General features: G+C 72.8%; 18 protein-coding genes. 8 read left to right on the top strand and 10 right to left on the bottom strand.

All coding sequences use genetic code 11. From position 1 onward, the window contains the following. From ADK52_RS39045 to ADK52_RS39035, 3 genes are all read left to right on the top strand, one after another. A partial coding sequence (locus tag ADK52_RS39045; RefSeq protein ID WP_234344440.1) for an HtaA domain-containing protein occupies positions 1 to 1,485 on the top strand: 1,485 nt, incomplete at its 5' end. Positions 1,486 to 1,504: 19 nt separating this feature from the next. Further along, positions 1,505 to 2,176: a PhzF family phenazine biosynthesis protein gene (locus tag ADK52_RS39040; protein ID WP_053694608.1), complete on the top strand. Its 672-nt coding sequence runs from the start codon at positions 1,505 to 1,507 to the stop codon at positions 2,174 to 2,176. 82 nt (positions 2,177 to 2,258) lie between these two features. Continuing rightward, positions 2,259 to 2,630: a hypothetical protein gene (locus ADK52_RS39035; protein WP_053694607.1), complete on the top strand. Its 372-nt coding sequence runs from the start codon at positions 2,259 to 2,261 to the stop codon at positions 2,628 to 2,630. Between the two features lie 120 nt (positions 2,631 to 2,750). Here ADK52_RS39035 and ADK52_RS39030 read toward each other — a convergent pair whose 3' ends face one another. Together ADK52_RS39030 and map are read right to left on the bottom strand one after the other, a co-directional pair. Next, the gene (locus tag ADK52_RS39030; protein ID WP_053694606.1) at positions 2,751 to 3,398 is read right to left on the bottom strand and encodes a heme oxygenase (biliverdin-producing); all 648 of its coding nucleotides are present in this window, start codon (positions 3,396 to 3,398) and stop codon (positions 2,751 to 2,753) included. Between the two features lie 173 nt (positions 3,399 to 3,571). Next, positions 3,572 to 4,429 carry a type I methionyl aminopeptidase gene (gene map, locus ADK52_RS39025; protein WP_053694605.1) on the bottom strand — a complete coding sequence of 286 codons (858 nt, stop codon included), beginning with the start codon at positions 4,427 to 4,429 and terminating at the stop codon, positions 3,572 to 3,574. Positions 4,430 to 4,501: 72 nt separating this feature from the next. On the opposite strand from map, the gene ADK52_RS39020 reads away from it, so the two are divergent. Continuing rightward, the gene (locus ADK52_RS39020; RefSeq protein ID WP_053694604.1) at positions 4,502 to 4,741 is read left to right on the top strand and encodes a hypothetical protein; all 240 of its coding nucleotides are present in this window, start codon (positions 4,502 to 4,504) and stop codon (positions 4,739 to 4,741) included. A gap of 52 nt (positions 4,742 to 4,793) precedes the next feature. Here ADK52_RS39020 and ADK52_RS39015 read toward each other — a convergent pair whose 3' ends face one another. Continuing rightward, positions 4,794 to 5,399 (bottom strand): hypothetical protein, encoded by a 606-nt coding sequence (locus ADK52_RS39015; protein ID WP_053694603.1) that lies wholly within the window; start codon positions 5,397 to 5,399, stop codon positions 4,794 to 4,796. A 113-nt stretch (positions 5,400 to 5,512) separates the two neighbouring features. Between ADK52_RS39015 and npdG the strand changes: the two genes are divergently transcribed. Next, complete coding sequence (gene npdG, locus ADK52_RS39010) at positions 5,513 to 6,241, top strand: NADPH-dependent F420 reductase (RefSeq protein WP_030156291.1); 729 nt, start codon at positions 5,513 to 5,515, stop codon at positions 6,239 to 6,241. 57 nt (positions 6,242 to 6,298) lie between these two features. On the opposite strand, the gene ADK52_RS39005 is transcribed toward npdG, so the two are convergent. Next, the gene (locus tag ADK52_RS39005; protein ID WP_199828620.1) at positions 6,299 to 8,359 is read right to left on the bottom strand and encodes a TerD family protein; all 2,061 of its coding nucleotides are present in this window, start codon (positions 8,357 to 8,359) and stop codon (positions 6,299 to 6,301) included. Between the two features lie 231 nt (positions 8,360 to 8,590). On the opposite strand from ADK52_RS39005, the gene ADK52_RS39000 reads away from it, so the two are divergent. Further along, positions 8,591 to 8,776: a hypothetical protein gene (locus tag ADK52_RS39000; RefSeq protein ID WP_053694602.1), complete on the top strand. Its 186-nt coding sequence runs from the start codon at positions 8,591 to 8,593 to the stop codon at positions 8,774 to 8,776. 37 nt (positions 8,777 to 8,813) lie between these two features. On the opposite strand, the gene ADK52_RS38995 is transcribed toward ADK52_RS39000, so the two are convergent. Then, positions 8,814 to 9,611, bottom strand: coding sequence for a site-2 protease family protein (locus ADK52_RS38995; protein ID WP_053694601.1), 798 nt, complete (start codon positions 9,609 to 9,611; stop codon positions 8,814 to 8,816). A 73-nt stretch (positions 9,612 to 9,684) separates the two neighbouring features. Between ADK52_RS38995 and ADK52_RS38990 the strand changes: the two genes are divergently transcribed. Further along, the gene (locus tag ADK52_RS38990; RefSeq protein WP_053694600.1) at positions 9,685 to 13,347 is read left to right on the top strand and encodes an AfsR/SARP family transcriptional regulator; all 3,663 of its coding nucleotides are present in this window, start codon (positions 9,685 to 9,687) and stop codon (positions 13,345 to 13,347) included. Between the two features lie 60 nt (positions 13,348 to 13,407). Here the strand turns inward: ADK52_RS38990 and ADK52_RS38985 are convergent, their stop codons facing one another. The 3 genes from ADK52_RS38985 to panB form a co-directional block, all read right to left on the bottom strand. Further along, positions 13,408 to 14,268, bottom strand: a complete 861-nt coding sequence (locus tag ADK52_RS38985; protein ID WP_053694599.1) for an ABC transporter permease — start codon at positions 14,266 to 14,268, stop codon at positions 13,408 to 13,410. Then, a complete protein-coding gene (locus ADK52_RS38980; protein WP_107090288.1) occupies positions 14,265 to 15,317 on the bottom strand; it encodes an ATP-binding cassette domain-containing protein in 1,053 nt (350 codons plus the stop codon). Before ADK52_RS38980 ends, ADK52_RS38985 begins: the two co-directional genes overlap by 4 nt. A 143-nt stretch (positions 15,318 to 15,460) precedes the next feature. Then, on the bottom strand, positions 15,461 to 16,321 hold the full coding sequence (gene panB / locus ADK52_RS38975; RefSeq protein WP_053694598.1) for a 3-methyl-2-oxobutanoate hydroxymethyltransferase: 861 nt from the start codon (positions 16,319 to 16,321) through the stop codon (positions 15,461 to 15,463). A 362-nt stretch (positions 16,322 to 16,683) separates the two neighbouring features. On the opposite strand from panB, the gene ADK52_RS38970 reads away from it, so the two are divergent. Next, positions 16,684 to 17,712, top strand: a complete 1,029-nt coding sequence (locus ADK52_RS38970; protein ID WP_053694597.1) for an endonuclease/exonuclease/phosphatase family protein — start codon at positions 16,684 to 16,686, stop codon at positions 17,710 to 17,712. A 107-nt stretch (positions 17,713 to 17,819) separates the two neighbouring features. Here the strand turns inward: ADK52_RS38970 and ADK52_RS38965 are convergent, their stop codons facing one another. Next, positions 17,820 to 19,574 (bottom strand): NAD+ synthase, encoded by a 1,755-nt coding sequence (locus tag ADK52_RS38965; protein ID WP_053694596.1) that lies wholly within the window; start codon positions 19,572 to 19,574, stop codon positions 17,820 to 17,822. A gap of 88 nt (positions 19,575 to 19,662) precedes the next feature. Continuing rightward, positions 19,663 to 20,625: DUF4190 domain-containing protein (locus tag ADK52_RS38960; RefSeq protein WP_053694595.1), on the bottom strand; the 963-nt coding region annotated here is incomplete at its 5' end.

The raw sequence follows: 20,625 nt of genomic DNA, 5'->3' as shown, positions 1-20,625 counted from the left end.
CCCGTCGCCTTTCAGGAGGCCCTCGTCATGTCGTCGTCCCACCGCCGTTCCCTCGCCCTCGCGGCGGCCGTCGCCACCGCCGCCGCGCTCGGCGCCACCGCCTTCGTCCTGCCCGCGACGGCGGTGGGCGGCGGGCAGGCCTCCGCGGCCGTCGCCTCCGCTCCGATGCCGATCGTGAACGGCACGCTCGACTGGGGAGTCCTGGCGAGCTACCGCTCGTACGTCCTGAACATCGCGAAGGGCACGATCACCCCGGCGGACGGGGCCGCCCTGAACGCGGACGGGACGTTCCGCTTCACCTCGGCGACCGGCCAGTACGACAAGGACGGCGGGCACATCGTGACCGCCGCCTTCAAGGGGAGCGTCACCTTCGACGCGCCCGCGCACGGCTTCAAGCTGACCCTCGCCAACCTCCGCTTCGACACCGGCACGAAGAAGCTGACGGCCGACGTCACCAAGAACGGCACCCTCACGCCGGCCGTCCCCATGGCCGACGTGGCCTTCGGCGGGCAGTCCATGGAGAAGCTCGGCACCACCCTGACCAAGGAGGCGGCGGCGCAGCTGGGTTCGGACAAGTACGTCGGCCTGGCCGGCGACCCGCTCACGGCGGCGCTGCAGTTCGGGCAGCCGTCCCCCTCCCCGTCCGTGACCCCGTCGCCGTCGGCGTCCACCTCCGTGTCCCCGTCCCCGTCGAGCCCGTCGAACTCCGCGAGCCCCTCTCCGAGCGCGAGCTCACCCGCGGCCGACGGCCCGCAGCAGCTCCTCGGCGGCCGGCTCACCTGGGGCGTGAAGGAAGGTTTCCGCTCGTACGTGGTGAAGGGCGGCGGCTCGGTCACCCCGGCCGACGGGGCCGCCGCGAGCGGCGACACCTTCGCCTTCGCCCTCGGCAAGGGCGAGCTCGACGTCAAGAAGCAGAAGCTGAGCGCCACGTTCGCCGGCAGCCTGCGCTTCCAGCGGGCCGACCACGGCGTCGACATGACCTTCGCGAACGTCCGCGTCAACGCCGAGGGCAAGAAGGGCACCCTCGTCCTGGACGTCAGGTCGCCCACCGCCACCAAGGTGAACGTCCCCTTCGCCACGCTCGACCTGTCGAAGGCCGAGTACCGGACCTCGGGCGGCCTGCTCACCCTGAACGCCGTCCCGGCCGCCTTCACCGCCGAGGGCGCGGCGGCCATCGGCGCCCCGAGCCCGGACTACGCCGAGGGCAAGCCGACCGACCCCGTCACCCTCGCGGTCTCCGTGGACAAGGACGTGGTCATCCCCACCACGGCGCCCACCACCGCCCCCACGTCCACCACGGGCGGGACCGGCGGCACGGGCGGCACGGGCGGAACCGTGGGCGGGGGCGGCGCCGTCGGCGGCAACCTGGCCAGCACCGGCGCCGAAGTCCCGGCCGGAGCCCTGCTCGCCACCTCCGGCGCGGTCGTCGCGGCGGGCGCCGGCGCCGTCTTCCTCGCGCGCAGGCGTCGCGCGGTCCGGATCTGAACCGTGTTTCAATTTCCGCGTGAACGATCTCGATGTGCTCAAGGTCTTCTGCGCGGGCGACGGACGGCACGGCAACCTGCTCGGCGTCGTCCGTGACGGCCGGACCTGCCCCGACGACGCGTCGCGCCAGGCCCTCGCCGCCGAACTCGGCTACAGCGAGACGGTGTTCGTCGACGACCCCGAGCGCGGGGTCGTCGACATCCGCACCCCTGGCACGCGCATGTCCTTCGCGGGACATCCCCTGGTCGGAGTCGCCTGGCTGCTGGACATCGAGGAGCTCCAGCCGCCGGCCGGCTCCGTATGGGCGCGTGACGACGGGGAGTTCACCTGGATCACGGCCCTCCCCGAGTGGGTCGAGGGCAAGCGCACCGAGCAGTACGCCAGCCCCGCCGAAGTCGACGCGCTGCCCGCGCCGCCGCCCGGCGAGGGCTGGCTGTACGCCTGGGCCTGGGAGGACGAGGCCGCGGGCCGCATCCGGGCCCGCGGCTTCCCGCGGCGCCCCGACGGGGTCATCGCCGAGGACGAGGCCACCGGATCGGCCGCGATCCTGTTGACCGCCGAGCTGAACCGGGCCCTGAACATCACCCAGGGCGCGGGCTCCCAGATCCTCACCGCGCCCGGTCCGGACGGCACCGTCGAGATCGGCGGCCGCGTCCGCTTCGCCAAGCTGCCGCCGCCGCGAACCGAGTAGCCGGGCGACTGAGTAGGTGCGCACCCGCGATTGAGTACGTGCGCGCTGGGGGCGGGACGCCGTACGGCGGTTCCATGGCCACATGAACACGCCATCGAGTGCCGTCCGGCCGTCGCACGACACGCCGCACGCCCAGCAGCACGCCACGCCGGAGCCCCAGCCGCAGCCGTGGCTGCTGGTCCCCGCGCTCTTCACCGCGCTGACGCTGGCGGCGGGCGGCCTGAGCTACTCGGTCTCCTACCTGCCGCGCTGCCCGCTGTGGTTCTCGCTCCCCTACCTGCTCCCGCTGGGCCTGGCGGCCCTCACCTGGCGGCGGCCCCGGACCCCGGCGCAGCGTACGAACCGCATCGTGGCGGGCAGCATCGGCGCCGGACTCGCCCTCTTCTGCGCCAAGGCCGTCGAGTCCGTGCTCTTCTGCCTCGCCCTGGCCCTCTGGCTGGTCCACGGCGACTGACGGGGGCGCGGTGCGGTGCGGCGCGAGGCGGCGCGGTGCGGGGCCGCCCGGGCCGCGCCGGGTCGCGGCGACACCCCCGGCGCCGAGCGGTGGCGGGGGCGTCGTCCGTACGGGGGAGCGTCAGGCGCTCAGCGGGAACTCCGCGCCCAGCTCCCGGAAGACCGCGCCGTTGAAGTCGAAGGCGCGCTTGCACTCGTCGATGATGCGCTGCTTCTCCAGGTCGTCCGCGGCGATCGCGTCCAGCAGCTCGCGGTAGGTCCGCTTGAAGGCCGCGGGGTTGGGGATGCCAGCGAAGACGTAGAACCGCACGCCGTCGCCCTTGCGCGTGAAGCCCCAGGTCCGCTCCGCCTTGTCGCGGATGATCTGGCCGCCCGAGAGGTCGCCCAGGTAGCGGGTGTAGTGGTGGGCGACGTACCCGCCGGGCCAGGCGGCCGCGCACTGCGCCACACGGTCCGCGTAGGCCTCGGTCGCGGGCAGCGCGACCAGCGTCTCGCGCCACGACGGGCCGCGCAGGTGGGCCAGGTCCCGCTCGATCTCGGCCACGCGCATCAGCTCGGGCCGTATGAACGGGCCCGCCACCGGGTCGTCCTTCAGGGACTCGGCCGCGTCCTCCAGAGCCCGGTACACGAACCACAGCTGCTCGGTGTAGCGCGTGTACGCGTCCACCCCGAGACGGCCGCCGAGCATGTCGCTCATGAACGTCGAGGTCTCCGCCTCGGTGTGCTGCTCGTGCGACGCGACACGGATGACCGTAGAGAAGGCGTCCAAGACAATCCTCCGAAGACGGGACGAGGAACGACGGAACGGAGCCCGGCGGGCGTGACGGCACGGCCGCCACGCCCGATCCTCGTGCTTAGGGTTACCTAAGTCAATGTCTTCCCGACGCCTTGTCGGTAAAACTCTCCCGGTGGGTATTTGAGGAGAGCTTTTACGGTGAGCTGCTACGGAAGGGTGAGGATCTCGGCGCCCGTGTCCGTCACCACCAGTGTGTGCTCGAACTGCGCGGTGCGCTTCCGGTCCTTCGTGACGACGGTCCAGCCGTCGGCCCACATGTCGTACTCGTGCGTGCCCAGGGTCAGCATCGGCTCGATCGTGAAGGTCATCCCGGGCTCGATGACGGTCGTGGCGTGCGGGCTGTCGTAGTGCGGGACGATCAGGCCGGAGTGGAAGGACGAGTTGATGCCGTGGCCGGTGAAGTCCCGGACCACGCCGTAGCCGAAGCGCTTCGCGTACGACTCGATGACCCGGCCGATCACGTTGATCTGGCGGCCCGGCTTGACGGCCTTGATGGCCCGGTTCAGGGCCTCGCGGGTGCGCTCCACCAGCAGCCGCGACTCCTCGTCCACCTCCCCGCACAGGTACGTGGCGTTGTTGTCGCCGTGCACGCCGCCGATGAACGCGGTGACGTCGAGGTTCACGATGTCGCCGTCGCGCAGGACGGTGGAGTCGGGGATGCCGTGGCAGATGACCTCGTTCACCGAGGAGCACAGGGACTTCGGGAAGCCCCGGTAGCCCAGCGTCGACGGGTAGGCGCCGTGGTCGCACATGTACTCGTGCGCGACCCGGTCCAGCTCGTCGGTGGTCACCCCCGGGGCGATCAGCTTGGCGGCCTCTTCCATCGCCTGGGCGGCGATCCGGCCGGCGATGCGCATGGCCTCGATGGTCGCGGCGGACTGCACCTCCGGTCCGGTGTACGGAGTGGGCGCGGGCTTGCCCACGTACTCGGGCCGGCGGATGTTTCCGGGAACGGAACGGGCGGGAGAGAGCTCGCCTGGTACGAGCAGCGACTGGCCAGACATGCAAGCGAGTGTATCCAGCGGGGATGGGGCAGCATGGCGGCAGAGAGCGGTATCGAGAGGAGCCCGAGGACGATGGCCCTGTTCAAGAAGCGCCAGGTGGGCAAACCCGGCGAGTGGTACTACTGCCTGGTCCACCACAAGGTCGAGGAAGGCCCGGAGTGCCCGGCGAAGGACCGTTTCGGCCCGTACTCCACGCCGGAGGAGGCGGCCCACGCCATGGAGACGGCGGAGGAACGCAATCTGGAATGGCAGAACGACCCCAAGTGGAACGACAAGTCCCGCGAAGGGGGCGAGGGTACGAGCGCGCCGTAGGCCCGTAGGCCCGTAAGGCCATGGTGCCGGGAGGGCTTCGGGGCCTCACGGCCTACCAGTGGCTGGGCGGCGGCGCGGTCAGCTGGTCGGCCAGCCGAGCCAGCCGGTCCCGCAGCCGCCGCGGCCCGCGCTGCACCGGCAGGCCGTTCTCCCCGGCCGCCGCGCTGACCAGGTGTTGCACCGTGTCCAGGTCCAGCTCGCCGGCGCCCGCCCGTACCGACAGGGCGTCGTGCGCGAGCGCGGCGAGATCCGGATCCCCGCCGTGCAGCGACAGTACGGTCGCCCCCGCGCGCCGGGCGTCGTGCACCCGCTCCAGCAGCCCCGCCCCGGGCTGCTCCGGAGCCACCACCAGCAGCGTGTGCCCGCGCCGGGCCGCCGCCAGCCGGCCCAGCCCCACCGACAGGTGCGCCGGCTCCCCGGTCCGCACCCGGTGCCGTACGAGCGTGGGCGCCAGCTCCGGCAGCCCGGACCAGGCGGCCTCGTCCACCAGGTGCGCCGCCAGGTGCCAGGGCTCGTACTGCTCGGTCCCCACCAGCAGCAGGTCCCCGCCGGCCGGCACGACCGAGTGCCGCAGCGATCCGGCGAAACGGCGCGCGGCGGCGGGCCACTGCGTACCGGCGAGCACCTCGCGCAGCAGCGCGACCCTCACGGCGTCCATATCGGCATCCTGCCGCAGGAAAGGGACCTACGGGACCACTTCGCCCCGGTTCGCCCGATGGTGCTGGTCCGTGTCCGTTCGCCTCTCGGGACCACGGCATTACCCTCGCCCCCATGACCTCCACAGACAGCACTCAGAATCCGCCCGCCCAGGCCGCGGCGAAGGCGCCCGCCAAGGACCCGTGGGACCTTCCGGACGTCTCCGGCCTCGTCGTCGGCGTCCTCGGCGGCACCGGTGACCAGGGCCGGGGCCTGGCCTACCGGCTCGCCCGGGCCGGCCAGAAGGTGATCATCGGCTCCCGCGCCGCCGAGCGCGCGCAGAGCGCCGCCGACGAGCTGGGCCTCGGTGTGGAGGGCGCGGACAACGCCGAGTGCGCGCGCCGCAGCGACATCGTGATCATCGCGGTGCCGTGGGAGGGCCACGCCAAGACCCTCGAAGCCCTGCGCGAGGACCTCGCGGGCAAGCTCGTGGTGGACTGCGTCAACCCGCTGGGCTTCGACAAGCAGGGCGCGTACGCCCTCCGGGTCGAAGAGGGCAGCGCGGCCCAGCAGGCCGCGGCCCTGCTCCCCGACTCCCGCGTGACGGCGGCCTTCCACCACCTCTCGGCGGTCCTGCTCCAGGACGAGTCGGTCGAGGAGATCGACACCGACGTGATGGTCCTCGGCGAATCCCGCGCCGACACGGACATCGTCCAGGCCCTGGCCGCCCGTATCCCGGGCATGCGCGGTGTCTTCGCGGGCCGTCTGCGCAACGCCCACCAGGTCGAGTCCCTGGTCGCCAACCTCATCTCCACCAACCGCCGCTACAAGGCCCACACGGGCCTGCGCGTCACGGACGTCTGAGCGGACGCCCGATCCGTCGCCGCTGCGCCCGCCGGGCACAGCGGCGACCCGCCGCGGTCACCCCCGCCGCCCGGCGGCCCGCGCCTCCACGGGCGCCAGATGCGCCACGACCCCCTGGTAGAAGCGGTCCACGGCCTCGTCGACGCTGCGGATGAAACCGGACTCCGTGTTGCCGCGGGCGTTGCCCATGCCCTTGATCAGCGACAGCCGGAACCCGGTGAGGGCGGCGCCGCCCTTGGGCAGCAGGTCGCCCGGCTCGGGGCGCAGCCGCTCCAGGGTGCCGCGCGGCCCGTTGCCGCCCTCGACGAGGGTCTCCACGTGCAGGTCCGCCGGCGCCTCGGCCAGCAGCCGCACCAGCCGCTTCACCGTGGTCAGCGGGTACGAGCCCTCCGGCGCCGGCACGTCCACGCAGGTGCGGACCTTGCCCGTCCGCAGATCGGCGGTCACCGCGATGACGCTGCTCGTCCCGTCGATGCGCAGCTCCGCGGTGAGCCGCCCGTCCAGGCACAGCTGCTGCGCCGCGGCCGTGCGGCGCGCCTGCGGATCGCTGCCGCGCCGGACGCGCTGCACCGGGAGCGCCTTCTGCCCGAGCTCCCCGCCCAGGCGCAGGCAGACCTGGCGGATCAGCCGCTCCCAGCTCTCGACGACCTCGACGGCGCGCGCGTCGTCGCAGGCGAGGGTCTCGTCCTCGATCCCCTTGCGTACGGGCACCCAGGCGGCGCCCATGTTCTGGAATCCGTGGCAGCCCGACTGCTCGTGCCGGAGGTACTCCAGCAGCTCCTGGAGCAGCCAGGCGTGCGCCGCGTTGCCCACGCCCTCGTGGCGGATCAGCATCTGGGCCTGGTGGGCCACCTCGGCCCAGGACAGGTGCCAGAGGCTGACCTTGTGCTTGCGCCGGCCGTCGATCTTGACGTCCACGAGGGCCGCGCCTTCGAGGGCGACATCGTTGGAGAGCGTGATCACGGCCTCGTAGCCGCGGCGGGCGGCGATGTCCATGTACTGCTGCACCTGCTCGGGCCTCAGCGGGTTGCCGTTCGTCTTCGTCTCGACCAGGGCCGTCCAGAGCTTCCCGGCGCGCTCGACGCGGATCACGCCGTCCGGGCGGCGCGGGGTGTCGCCGTGCGGGAGGGACACCTCGGTGAAGGTCTGCATCCGGCCGGCGGGGGCCCCGAACGCGGCGGTGAGGCGGCGGCCGAACTCCGGCACCTGCGCCATGACGGACAGCAGCACCGAGGTGGCGCGCACCTCCCGCTCCTTGTCGCTCTTCAGCGTCGGCACGGGGAACAGCCGGGCCGGGCGCCAGGAGTCGTTCTCGGCGAGCGAGCTCTTGGCCACCTTGGGCAGGGTGACCTTCTTCTTGGTCGTACGAGGACCCCGGCCGCGGGTCTGGGCGGGCACGGCGACCGGCTCCACCGGTGCCGGTGCCGGTGCCGGTGCCGGGGCGGGGGACTCGGTCGCGGGCGGGCCGACCGGCTCGGTCTCCGCGGCGGGCACGCCGTCGGGGGCCTTCGCCATCCCGACGACATCGACGCCGTCTCCCGTCCCGCCCGCGTCCGCTTCGGCCTCCTCCGCCTCCTCGTTGACGGCGATGCCGAAATCGGTGGCCAGACCGGCCAGCCCGGTCTCGTATCCCTGCCCGACCGCGCGGAACTTCCACTCCTGGCCGCGCCGGTACAGCTCACCGAAGATGAACGCGGTCTCCACGCTCGCGTCGTGGATGGAGAACCCGACCAGCGGTTCGCCGGACCGGTCCGCGACCGTCATCCGCAGGTCGTCCAGGTCGCCGAACCGGGCTCCCCCGTACTGACTGGCCGCCACCACGATCCGCTCGACCCCCTCGGGGACGGCGGTGAGGTCCACGCTGATGCGGTCCTCGTCCCCGCTCCCGGTCGGCGTCTTCCCCAGCAGCTGCACGCTTCCGTCGGCGGCCGCCGGGTTGTTGTAGAAGTAGAAGTCGTTCTCGCTGCGGACCTTGCCGTCCCCGTCGACGAGGAGCACCGAGACGTCGGCGTCGCCCGCTCCCGACACGCTGCTCCAGCTGAGGCTCACCACCACGGCCCCGGCGTCCTCGCTGAGGGCCGTCAGGCTGACGTTGGCGCCCTTTGAGATCTCCTGCATGTCCATCCCCCCAGTCGCCCGGCTTCGGCCGTGGCGGACCGTGCAGGCCGGACTGTCGTTCTTCCGTACGCGGCGACCGTAGCGGCGTGCCGCGCGGAAGATCGGGAAACGACGAAAAAGGGGCGGAAGCGGAGGGCGGGGCTCGTGGGGCGGCTTTACGGGAACACTGCGGGGGATGGGGGACACTGGTGGGGCTCGACCCCGTTCCGTGTTGCCGAGGAGCTGTTCCCCATGCCCCGCCTTGCCGTGTTCGCCATCGTCGTCTGCGTCCTGTCCGTGGCCGCGGCCGTGGTCGCCTTCGTGGAGGGCAGCTTCCTGGGGATCGTGTGGGTGCTGCTGGCCGGGCTCACCTCGAACATGGCCTGGTTCTACCTGCGCAAGGCGAAGATGGAGAAGGCGGCGCGTTCCGCGGGATAGGGCTTCGGCTCACTGCGGTCCGCTCACTGCGGTCCGCTTACTGCGGGGCCGCGCAGAAGCCGTTCGTGTCCTGCCAGAAGCGGTAGAGGTCGCGGCCGCAGTAGGTCTCCAGGTCGGACACGCCCAGCGTGGACAGCAGGTTGCGCACCACGTCGAAGAAGAACGTGTTGACCTCCGGGATCCAGAGGAGGGCGAAGACCGCGATCAGGCCGAACGGCGCCAGCGGCGCCACCTCGCGGCGGATCCGGTGCGAGAGCCAGGGCTCGATGATCCCGTAGCCGTCCAGGCCCGGCACCGGCAGGAAGTTCAGGATCGCCGCCGAGACCTGGAGCAGCGCGAGGAAGGCCAGCGCGAAGCGGAACGCCATCGGGACCCCGTCGAGGGCGTCCAGCCAGAACGGCGCCGTGCAGACGACCGCGAACGCCACGTTGGTCAGCGGGCCCGCCGCCGAGATGAGGCTGTGCTTCCAGCGGCCCTGGATCCGGTCGCGCTCGATGTACACCGCGCCGCCGGGCAGGCCCAGCCCGCCCATGATCACGAAGATCACCGGCAGGACGATGCTGAGCAGCGCGTGCGTGTACTTCAGCGGATTCAGCGTCAGGTAGCCCTTGGCCCCGACGGAGAGGTCACCGCTGTGCAGGGCCGTGCGGGCGTGCGCGTACTCGTGCAGGCAGAGCGAGACGATCCAGGCCGAGGTGACGAAGAGGAACACGGCGAGCCCGGTGCTCGTCGAGTACCCCGTCCACACGGCCCAGCCGGTGACCGCCATGACGGCGAAGATGCCGAGGAATACGGAACTGATCTGCCGCTCGCCGCGGCTGCCCTGATGACCCATGCGGCGAAACCTACCGCGCGCAAGGGGCCAAAAGGAGTACGGGGCCGGTCCCCGGGCCAGCGACAATGGGCCGGTGCGTTACGCGATTCTCGGCACCGCCCAGGCCAGCCGCGACGACGGGAGCCCCGTCGCCGTCGGCGGAGCGCGCCTGCGGGCGCTGCTGACCGCGCTCGCGCTGCGCCCGGGGCGGGCCGTGCCGGTGCACCTGCTGGTGGAGCAGGTGTGGGACGGCGACCGCCCGGCGGATGCGCCGGCCGCGCTCCAGGCGCTGGTGGGCCGGCTGCGCAGGGCGCTGGGACACGGGGCGGTGCGCTCGGTGGAGGGCGGGTACCTGCTCGTCGCGGCGGGCGAGGACGTCGACCTGTACCGCTTCGAGCGGCTCGCCCGGGCCGGCGCCGCGGCGCAGGACCCGGCCGAGGCGGCCGCCCTGTACGAGGAGGCCCTGGGGCTGTGGCGCGGCCCGGCGCTGGCCGACCTGCCGGACGCGGCGGCCGAGTCCGCCCGCTGGGAGGCCGTACGTCTGGACGCGCGCCGGGGCCGGCTCGCGTCGGCCCTGGCGCTGGGCCAGGCCGAGCGGGCCCTCCCGGAGCTGACCGTCCTGTGCGGGGAGCGCCCGCTGGACGAGCCGCTCCAGGCCCTGCGGATCCGGGCCCTGCGGGACACGGGCCGCCCGGCGGAGGCGCTGGCCGCCTACGAAGCCGTCCGGCAGGACCTGGCCGCCCGCCTGGGCACGGACCCGGGCCCGGCCCTGCGCGCCCTCCACGCCCAACTCCTGGCCCCGGCCGGTCCGTGGGACGGCGCCCGGGCCGCGTCCCCCGGCCCGGGCGCCGCGGCCGCCCCCGGGCAGAGCCGCGGATCGCGTGTCCCGGCCGAGCCGGGCCAGCTGGGCCAGCCGGGCCAGCCGGGCCAGCCGGGTCGGCCGGGTCGGCCCCCGGCTCCCGGGCAGCCGGTCCCGGCCCCTGTCCCGGCCGAGCCGGTTCCGGCCCCTGTCCCGGCCGAGCCGGTTCCGGCCCCTGTCCCGGCCGAGCCGGTTCCGGCCCCTGTCCCGGCCGAGCCGGTTCCCGCCGCCCCGGCGCCCGCCGGCCCCGGCGGCCCTTGGCGTGCCGACCCGGCGCCGGGATCCGGTCCGGCGGGCGGGGCCGCGCAGCCGGACTCGGCGCACGGCGGCGCGCGGGCGCCCGAAGCCGCCCCGGCGGGCGGGCTCGGGTCTCCGCGGCCGGGGAACCTGCGGGCGCGGCTGACCAGTTTCGTGGGGCGCGAGGCAGACATCCGGGTCATCGGCGCGGACCTCGGGCGCGCGCGGCTCGTCACCCTGCTCGGGCCCGGCGGAGCGGGCAAGACGCGGCTGTCCCAGGAGGCGGCCGAGCACGCCGCCCAGGCCTGGCCCGACGGGGTGTGGTTCGTGGAACTGGCTCCCGTGGACGACCCCGAGGACGTCGCCGAGGCCGCCCTCACCGCGCTCGGCGCACGCGAGACCAAGCTGCGCGGCGGCGCCGCCGAGGAGCTGAGGGCGCTGACCGACCGCGCCGGGGACCAGCCCCTCGACCGGCTCGCGGAGCACTGCGCCCGGCGGCGGATGCTGCTGATCCTGGACAACTGCGAGCACGTCATCGGAGCCTCCGCCGAACTCGCCGAGGAACTCCTGGCCCGCTGCCCCGGCGTCCGGATCCTGGCCACCAGCCGCGAACCGCTCGGCGTGCCGGGGGAGTTCCTGCGCCCGGTGGAACCGCTGCCCGACCCCGTCGCGCTCCGGCTCCTGGGAGACCGGGGGGCCGCCGCCCGGCCGGGGTTCCGCACCGACGACGACCCCGAGGCCGCCGCCGAGATCTGCCGCCGCCTCGACGGGCTGCCGCTCGCCATCGAGCTGGCCGCGGCCCGCCTGCGGCTGCTCACCCCGCGTCAGATCGCCGACCGGCTCGACGACCGCTTCCGGCTGCTGACCGGCGGCGCCCGTACCGTACTGCCGCGCCAGCAGACCCTGCGGGCCGTCGTCGACTGGTCCTGGGAGCTGCTCGACGCACCGGAACGCACCGTCCTGCGCCGGCTCTCCGTCTTCGCCGGCGGCTGCGACGTGGCCGCCGCCGAAGCCGTCTGCGCCGACCCCGGCACCCCCGACGTGCTGGACCTCCTCGGTTCCCTCATCGACAAGTCCCTCGTCGTCGCCGCACCCGGCCCCGACGGCGCCGAAATGCGCTACCGCCTCCTGGAGACCGTCGCCGAGTACGCCTCCGAGCGGCTCGCCGAGGCCGCCGGGGACCGCGCCGCCACCGAGCGCCGCCACCTCACGTACTACCGCGAACTCGCCCGCACCACCGAGCCGCTGCTGCGCGGCCGGAGCCAGCGGGAGGCCACGCGGCGGTTCGCCGCCGAGTACGAGAACCTCCGTACCGCGCTGCGCCGCGCCATCACCGCCCGCGACACCGACGAGGTGCTCTGCCTCGTCCACTCCCTCGCCTGGTACTGGTCGATGCACGACCTGCGCACCGAGTCCCGGCACTGGTCCACGGCCGCCGCCGCGCTCGGCCCCGACCCCTTCCGCGCGCCCGTCGTCCCCGCCGAACCGGTGCACGCACAGGTCGTGGACACGCCCCCGCCGTACAGCGGGGAACTGCTCGCCGAGGCCTGGCGCGGCATCCGGCTGATCCAGCTCGCCTCCCGCGACCAGACCAACGCGCACTGGGCCGATCCGGAGGTCCGGAAACAGATCGAGGGGATCGTCGCCGCCTACCGGCCGGGCCTGCCGCAGACCTGCCGGAACCCCGGAGGCCTGTGGGTCTTCGCGGTGATCATCGCCGGGGAGTCGGAGCTGCTCCAGCAGGTCCTCGACGCCTCCGTGGACACCGCCCGGGAGCTGGACTACCGCTGGGAACTGGCCGCCGCCCTCCAGGTGCGGGCCAACTGGCTCGCCAACCGCGCCGCCTGGTCCGGGGACGCGGCCCGCGACGCGGACGAGAGCCACGCCCTCTTCGAGTCGCTGGGCGACGACTGGGGCTGCGCCGAGGCCCTGTCCGCCCGCGCCGAATCCCGCGAGAAGCGGGGCGAGTACGCGGCGGCCGCCGAGGACTTCCGGGCCGCGATCGAGCATGCCGAGCGGCTCGGCGCCATGTCCCAGGTCACGGTCCTGCGCGTGCGGATGGCCGGCACCCTCGTCGAGGAGGGCGCGATCGGCGAGGCGGAGGAGATCCTCACCGGGATCCTGGACACCCCCCTCACCTACGGCAACGAAGCGCTGCCGGCCGCCCGGATGTTCCTCGCGAGCGTCTACGGCCGCACCGGGCGCATCCCCGAGGCGCGCCTGCAGCTCCGGACGCTGCGCGAGGAGTTCGCGTTCGGTGCCTTCGCCGTCTTCGACGGGTTCCTGCTCGGCATGATGGCCTGGCTGGACAACCAGGACGGCGTGTACGCGGACGCCCTCGCGCACCTGCGGAAGGCCGCGGGGGTCGCCCAGGACCCCCTCGCCGTCATGGTCGCCCCGCAGATGCCCGCCGTGTACCTGCTGACGGCGGCCCGCTCGCACGCCTGCCTCGGCGGCGGGCGGCGCACGTACGACGCCGCGCGGCTGCTCGGCGCGTACCGGGCCCTCCTGCCGGCCCAGCACTTCCCGGTCACAACGGAACGCGAGGACGCCGCCCGCACCGAGGAGCTGATGCGCGCCGCGCTCGGCGACGCCGCGTACGAGGCGGCGTACGCCGAAGGCGGTGGCCTCACCCTGGAGGAGGCCACCGCCCTCATCTGACCCGGTCCCCCGAGCGGGGTCCGTCCGGGACGCGATCCGGAACGGACCGGCCGGCCCGGATCAGGTCTTCTGGCGGAACTTGCGGACCGCGAGCGGCATGGTGACCGCCGTGATGGCCACCGACCAGATCAGGGTCACCGTCACCGGGTGGGCGACCGCACCGCCGTTGATCAGGCCGCGGGCCGCGTCGGCCAGGTTGGACAGCGGGTTGTAGTCCGTGAAGGTCTGCAGCCAGCCGGGCATGGTCGACGGCGGGGCGAAGATCGAGCTGCCGAACTGCAGCGGCATCAGGACCAGCATCGCCATGCCCTGCACGGCCTGCGCGGTCTTCATGGTGAGACCGAGCAGGATGAAGATCCACATCAGCGAGGCGCCGAAGACCGCCGACAGGCCGATGGACAGCAGCAGGTCGAACACCGAGGTCTTGATCGACAGGCCGAGCATGAAGCCCACGGTGAGCAGGATCGCGATCGCGACCATCATCCGGCCGAGCTCGACGACGATCTTGGCGATGAGGACGGACGACCGGGCGATCGGCATGGACCGGAACCGGTCCATCACGCCCTTCTTGAAGTCGTCGTTGACGCCGGTGCCGACGCCCATGGCGATGTTCATGCCCATCATGGCCATCAGGCCCGGGACGACGTAGTTGACGTACGCCTCCTGCTGGCCCTTGCCGGAGATCGCGCCGCCGAAGACGAACACGAACAGCAGCGTGAAGATGATCGGCATGAACAGGACGTCGAACATCGACTCGGGGTCCTGCTTGATCTGCAGGGCGTTGCGGCGCACCAGCGCGCCGATGTGCCGCAGATTGGCCCGCAGGCCGATCCGGCCCTCGCCGGTCGCTGCCGCGGACGGCGCCGGCGCGGCCGCGGTGGCCGCCGCGGCAGCCGGCTTCGTCGTGGTTCCGGTGCTCATGCCGCGACCCCCTTGGTCTGCTCGTCGTGCTCGTTCTGCTCGGTCGGCCGCGCGTCCTCGACCGAGGCGGGCCGCTGGCCCGTGATGGCCAGGAAGACCTCGTCCAGGCTCGGCAGGTACGTGCCGAGGTCGGCGATCGCGTACCCGCGGGCGGCCAGCAGGCCGACCACGGCGGTCAGCTGCTCGTCGCTCAGGATCGGGACCAGCAGCACGCCCTCGTCCGGGACCGCCTGCGAACCGGCGACCCCGTCGAGCCCGGCCTCGGCCAGCGAGCGGGCCATGCCCGGCAGGTCGGACGAGGCGACGGGGCGGATCTTCAGGGTCCGGCCGCCGACCCGGGCCTTCAGCTCGTCGACCTTGCCGTTGGCGATGACCTTGCCCCGGTCGATGACCGTCAGCTCGCTCGCGAGCTGCTCGGCCTCCTCCATGTACTGGGTGGTGAGCAGGACGGTGGCCCCCTCGGCGACCATCCGCTGCACCTCGTCCCACACCTCGTTGCGGGTGCGGGGGTCGAGGCCGGTGGTCGGCTCGTCCAGGTAGAGCACGGCCGGGCGGCCGATCATCGAGGCGGCCAGGTCGAGCCGGCGCCGCATGCCGCCGGAGTAGTTCATCGCGGCCTTCTTGGCGGCGTCGGTGAGCGAGAACCGCTCCAGCAGCTCGTCGGCGCGGGACCGGGCGTCCTTGCGGGACAGGTCCAGCAGCCGGCCGATCATGTAGAGGTTCTCCCAGCCGGAGAGCTTCTCGTCGACCGAGGCGTACTGGCCGGTGAGGCCTATCGTGCGGCGCAGCTGCCGCGGCTGGCGGACCACGTCGTAGCCGGCGACGGTCGCGGTCCCGGCGTCCGGGACGATCAGGGTGGAGAGGCAGCGTACGAGGGTGGTCTTGCCGGCGCCGTTGGGGCCGAGGACACCGAGGACCGTGCCCTCGCGGACGTCCAGGTCGACCCCGTCCAGGGCCTTCGTCTCGCCGTAGTGCTTGACCAGCCCCCGTACCTCGACGGCGTGCGCGCCGTTCACGGGATTCTTGTCGTTTCGCGTCATGTCCATCATGGGACCATCCGCCACCGACAACGCACCGACAGCCGACCGACAGACAACCGACGCACAGCCGACGGGGAGCGGGCCGGAAGGCGGCCGGAAGCCGACAGCCCGCCGACGACGCGTCGGCGGGCTGTCGGTACGGGGCTACCCGATCAGTGGAAGCTGTGCTCGGCCTGCGGGAACGTTCCGCCGACCACGTCCTCGGCGAAGGCCTTTGCCGCGTCGCCCATGGTCGCGCGCAGGTTCGCGTACTGCTTCACGAACTTCGGCATCTTCCCGCCGGTCAGGCCCATCATGTCGGTCCACACCAGCACCTGCGCGTCGCACTCCGCGCCGGCCCCGATGCCGACCGTCGGGATGTGCAGGGACCGGGTGACCTCGGCGGCCAGCTCGGCCGGGACCAGCTCCAGCACCACCGCGAAGGCGCCCGCGTCCTGCGCCGCCTTGGCGTCGCGCAGCAGCTGGTGCGCGGCCTCGTCGCCGCGGCCCTGCACCCGGTAGCCCATGGCGTTCACGGACTGCGGGGTCAGGCCGAGGTGGGACATGACGGGGATGCCGGACTGCACGATCAGCTCGGTCTGGTGCAGCGAACGCTCGCCGCCCTCCAGCTTCACGGCTCCGACACCGGCCTCCTTCACGAGGCGGGTGGCGCTGCGCAGCGCCTGCACGGCGCCTTCCTGGTACGAGCCGAAGGGCAGGTCACCGATGACCAGGGCCCGGCTGGTGCCGCGTACGACGGCCGCCGACAGCATGGTCATCTCGTCCATGGTCACGGGGACGGTGTTCTCGTAGCCGAGGTGACAGTTGCCCATGGAGTCGCCGACGAGGATGACCGGGATGCCGGCCTCGTCGAAGACGGACGCGGTCATCGCGTCGTAGGCGGTGAGCATGGGCCACTTCTCGCCGCGCTCCTTGGCGAGGTTGAGGTCGCGGACGGTGATCCGCCGGGTGCCCGTGCCTCCGTACAGGGTGGGGGAGGCGGCTTCGCGGGCAGGCGAAACGGCATGCGTCATTGCAACTGCTCCTTGATGTCATCTCGAGGCGCCCTTACGGCGTCCCCGGACTCACCCACCATGGTGGCACCTGCCAGGGCCGTGGCGAAAGTGGTGAGAGGACCCGTGCGTCACACTCCTGCCGCACGCGAGGAGCGCTCCCTGCACCCTCATGGCCCCCTCTTGGACCTCTCATGGTCCCCTCACCGGCGGTTCGGCGCGCGCGGGAGGCAATGTACGCGTTTCGTGACAAGCGGAACCTCGGCCACACGGCAGTTCGTCCTCCCGGACGTACGGCCGGAACAACGGCACGGAAGGCTCCGTCGATCGCCTAGGGTCAAGGTGCGGGGACGGAGCGCGAGCACGGCAGCGAGGGCAGTGGCATGGCACAGGCGTACATGACGGAGACGGGGAACGGCGGCTCGGAGCCCGAGCCCTCCGGATCCCGCCTCCGGCGCCGACTGGCCGGGCTGCGCCACGACCGGGGCATCTGGCGGCGCGGGATCGTGACCGCGGCCCTGGCCGCCCTGATCTCGCTGATCATGATCTTCCACGCCGAGCTGCCGAACGACGTGGGCAACCTCGGCAGCCTCACCGAGACCTTCCTGCCCTGGCTGGGCCTGGCCGTGCCGCTCCTGCTCGCCGCCGCCGTCGTGCGCAAGTCGGCGACCGCGCTGATCGCGATACTGCTGACGGCCGTGGTCTGGGTGAACCTCTTCGGCAGCCTGGTCCTCGACAAGTCCGGCTCCGGCGGCAACCTCATGGTCGCCACCCACAACGTCGACGCCGACAACCCCGACCCGCGGGGCACCGCCGCCCAGATCGCCCGGTCCGGCGCCGACGTGCTGGCCCTGACCGAGCTCAAGGGCAGCGCCGTCCCCGTCTACGAGCAGGCCCTTGCGGGCGCGTACAAGTACCACTCCGTCGAGGGCACGGTCGGCGTGTGGAGCAAGTACCCGCTGAGCTCCAGCGCTCCCGTCGACATCAAGATGGGCTGGACCCGCGCCATGCGCACCACCGTGGACAGCCCCTACGGCAAGATCGCCGTCTTCGCCGCCCACCTGCCCTCCGTGCGGGTCAAGCTCAACGCCGGTTTCACCGCCAACCAGCGCGACAACAGCGCCGCCGCCCTGGGCAACGCGCTCGCCGCCGAACCGCTGAAGAAGGTCATACTGCTCGGCGACCTCAACGGCACCATGAACGACCGGTCCCTGTCCGACGTCACCTCGCAGATGCGCTCCACGCAGGGCGCGGCGGGCGACGGCTTCGGGTTCAGCTGGCCGGCCCAGTTCCCGATGGCCCGGATCGACCAGATCATGGTCCGCGGGATCAAGCCGGACGCCTCCTGGACCCTGCCGCGCACCGGCAGCGACCACCTGCCGGTCGCCGCGCGGCTGACCGTGAAGCAGTAGCCCGTACGCCCGTTCGCCCGTACGGGTGAGAAAGGGGCCTCGCCGCGTCGGCGGCGGGGCCCCTTTCCGCCGTTCGACCCCGGCGGCAGCGACGGCAGCGGCAGCGGCTACGCGTGCTCGCGCCAGCCGTTCGTGATGGGCAGCCGGCGGTCCTTGCCGAAGCCCTTCGCGGAGATCTTCGTGCCCGGCGGGTACTGGCGCCGCTTGTACTCCGCCGTGTCCACCATCCGCAGGGTCTTGGCGACCAGCGCGCGGTCGAAGCCGGCTTCGACGATCGCGTCGATGCCCTGGTCGCGGTCCACGTACAGCTCCAGGATCGCGTCGAGCACCGGGTAGTCCGGCAGCGAGTCCGTGTCCACCTGGCCCGGGCGCAGCTCGGCGCTCGGCGGCTTCACGATGGAGTTCTCCGGGATCGGCGGGATCTCGCCGCGCTCGTCCGCGGCCCGGTTGCGGTACCGCGCGAGCCGGAAGACGTCCGTCTTGTAGACGTCCTTGATCGGGCCGTACGCGCCCACCGAGTCCCCGTACAGGGTGGAGTAGCCGACGGCCAGCTCCGACTTGTTCCCCGGGGCCAGCACGATGTGGCCCTCCTGGTTGGAGACCGCCATCAGCATGGTGCCGCGCAGCCGGGACTGGAGGTTCTCCTCCGCCAGGCCGGTCAGGCCCAGCGAGCCCATGTACGCGTCGAACATCGGCTCGATCGGCACGGTCCGGAAGTTCAGGCCGGTCCGGTCGGCCAGATCGGCGGCGTCGCCCCTGGAGTGGTCCGAGGAGTACTTCGAGGGCATCGAGATGCCGTACACGTTCTGCGCGCCGATCGCGTCGCAGGCGATGGCGGCCACGAGCGCGGAGTCGATGCCGCCGGAGAGCCCGATCAGGACGGAGCGGAATCCGTTCTTCTTGACGTACGCGCGCAGCCCCACGACCAGCGCGTCGTAGATCTCCTCGTCGTCGTCCAGGCGGTCGGCGTACCCACCGGTGACCACGGGCTCGTACGGGTCCACCGGCTCCTCGGAGAGGATCACGCGGTCGATCCGCAGCCCGTCGTCGACGATGCCCTCGGGGGCGTCGGCGCGCGCGGCCGGCAGGTCGAGGTCGACGAGGACGCAGCCCTCGGAGAACTGCGGGGCGCGGGCGACGACCTCGCCGTCGGCGTCGACGACGATCGAGTCCCCGTCGAAGACCAGCTCGTCCTGGCCGCCGATCATCGCCAGGTAGGCGAGGGTGCAGCCGGCCTCCTCGGCCCGCTTGCGCACCAGTTCGAGGCGGAGGTCGTCCTTGTTGCGCTCGTACGGGGAGGCGTTGACGGAGATCAGCAGGCCGGCCCCGGCGGAGCGGGTGGCCGGGACGCGGCCGCCCTCCTGCCAGAGGTCCTCGCAGATGGCCAGGGCCACGTCGACGCCGCGCACCCGGATGACCGGCTGGGTGTCGCCCGGCACGAAGTACCGGAACTCGTCGAACACGCCGTAGTTGGGGAGGTGGTGCTTGGCGAACCGGAGGGCGACCTTCCCGCCGTACAGCACGGCGGCCGCGTTCTCCGGGGACCCGGCGGGGCGGCCGAGGCGCGGGGCGGCCTGCTCCGTACGGTCGAGGTAGCCGACGACGACCGGCAGTCCGCCGAAGCCCTCGGCCGCCAGCCGCTCCGCGAGTTCGCGCAGCGCCGTACGGGAGGCCTCGACGAAGGAGGCGCGCAGGGCGAGGTCCTCGACGGGGTACCCGGTCAGCATCATCTCCGGGAACGCCACCAGGTGGGCGCCCTGCTCGGCGGAGTGCCGGGTCCAGTGGACGACCGAGTCGGCGTTGGCGGCGATGTTGCCGACCTGCGAGTCGATCTGATTCAGAGCGAGGCGAAGTTGAGGCACGGACCCAGTGTAATCGTCTTTCTGACGCGATGTCCTGGGGTCCGTGCCTCTCGCGGTGTTTTCCGCAGTGCTTTCCGCCGTGTTCCGGTCAGCCGATCGAGCCGCTGAACTTCGCGCTGGGCAGCCGGATGCCGGGGGAGATGTCGGCCGAGAGGTGGTCGGTGCCCTCGGGGACCTCGTACGCCAGGATCCCGCTGGCGGACTCGCCCGGCAGGATGTCGCCCCTGATCATCTTCGGGACGTCGCCGCCGTCGAAGGCGAGCTTGGCGGTCATGCCCTTGTCGTCGCGGACGTTGGGCACCGCGTAGATGACGTTGTGGGTCTCGGTGGAGTTGTTGGTGATGGTGAGCGTGAACTCCACCGCGTTGCCGACCGTGGAGTACTTGTTCTTCGTGACGTACTTCTTCGGCTTCGAGAGGGTCACCTTGATGCCGTTGGGGTACGTGTACGTCTCGCCGAACGGCAGCGGGGAGTTGATGCCGGGGACCTGGGAGGGCGAGGGGGTCGGCGACGGCGCCGGGAGCGGCGGCACGTCGGCGTCGAGGTCGGACGGGACCTCCCAGCCCTCGCGGAGCTTCTTGTCGGCCACGTTCGTGACGACGTAGCCGGTGAGGAAGAGGCCTCCGGCCGAGGCGGCGAGGCCGAGCACGGCCAAGACCGTGCCGGTGACGGCCATCGCCTTGCGGCCGGCGCCCTTGGAGGCGCGGACGAGGGCGCCGATGCCGATGCCGATGCCGACCACGGCGAGGATGCCGCCCGCCCAGAAGAGGAACGGGATGATGCCGATGACCACGGCCGCGATGCCGAGGGTGAGGGCGGCGACGGCCAGGCCGTTGGTGGTGGCCGGCGGGGGCGTGCCCCACGGGTTGCCAGGGGCGGCGCCGGGGTGGGCGCCCCAGGCGCTCCCGGGCGGTACCGGCGCCACCGGCGAGCCGAAGGAGGGGGCGCCGGGGGGCATGGGCATGGGCATGGGCGGTGCGAAGGCAGAGGCGGGCGCGGGGGCCTGCGGGGGTGCGGGCGCGGGCTGCGGCGCGGGGGCCGGGTCCGGGGC

The organism is Streptomyces sp. WM6372 (assembly GCF_001279655.1).
GTDB lineage: Bacteria > Actinomycetota > Actinomycetes > Streptomycetales > Streptomycetaceae > Streptomyces.
The sequence above is the reverse complement of the archived record's forward strand: the minus strand, read 5'-3'. Positions and strand labels throughout refer to the sequence as shown.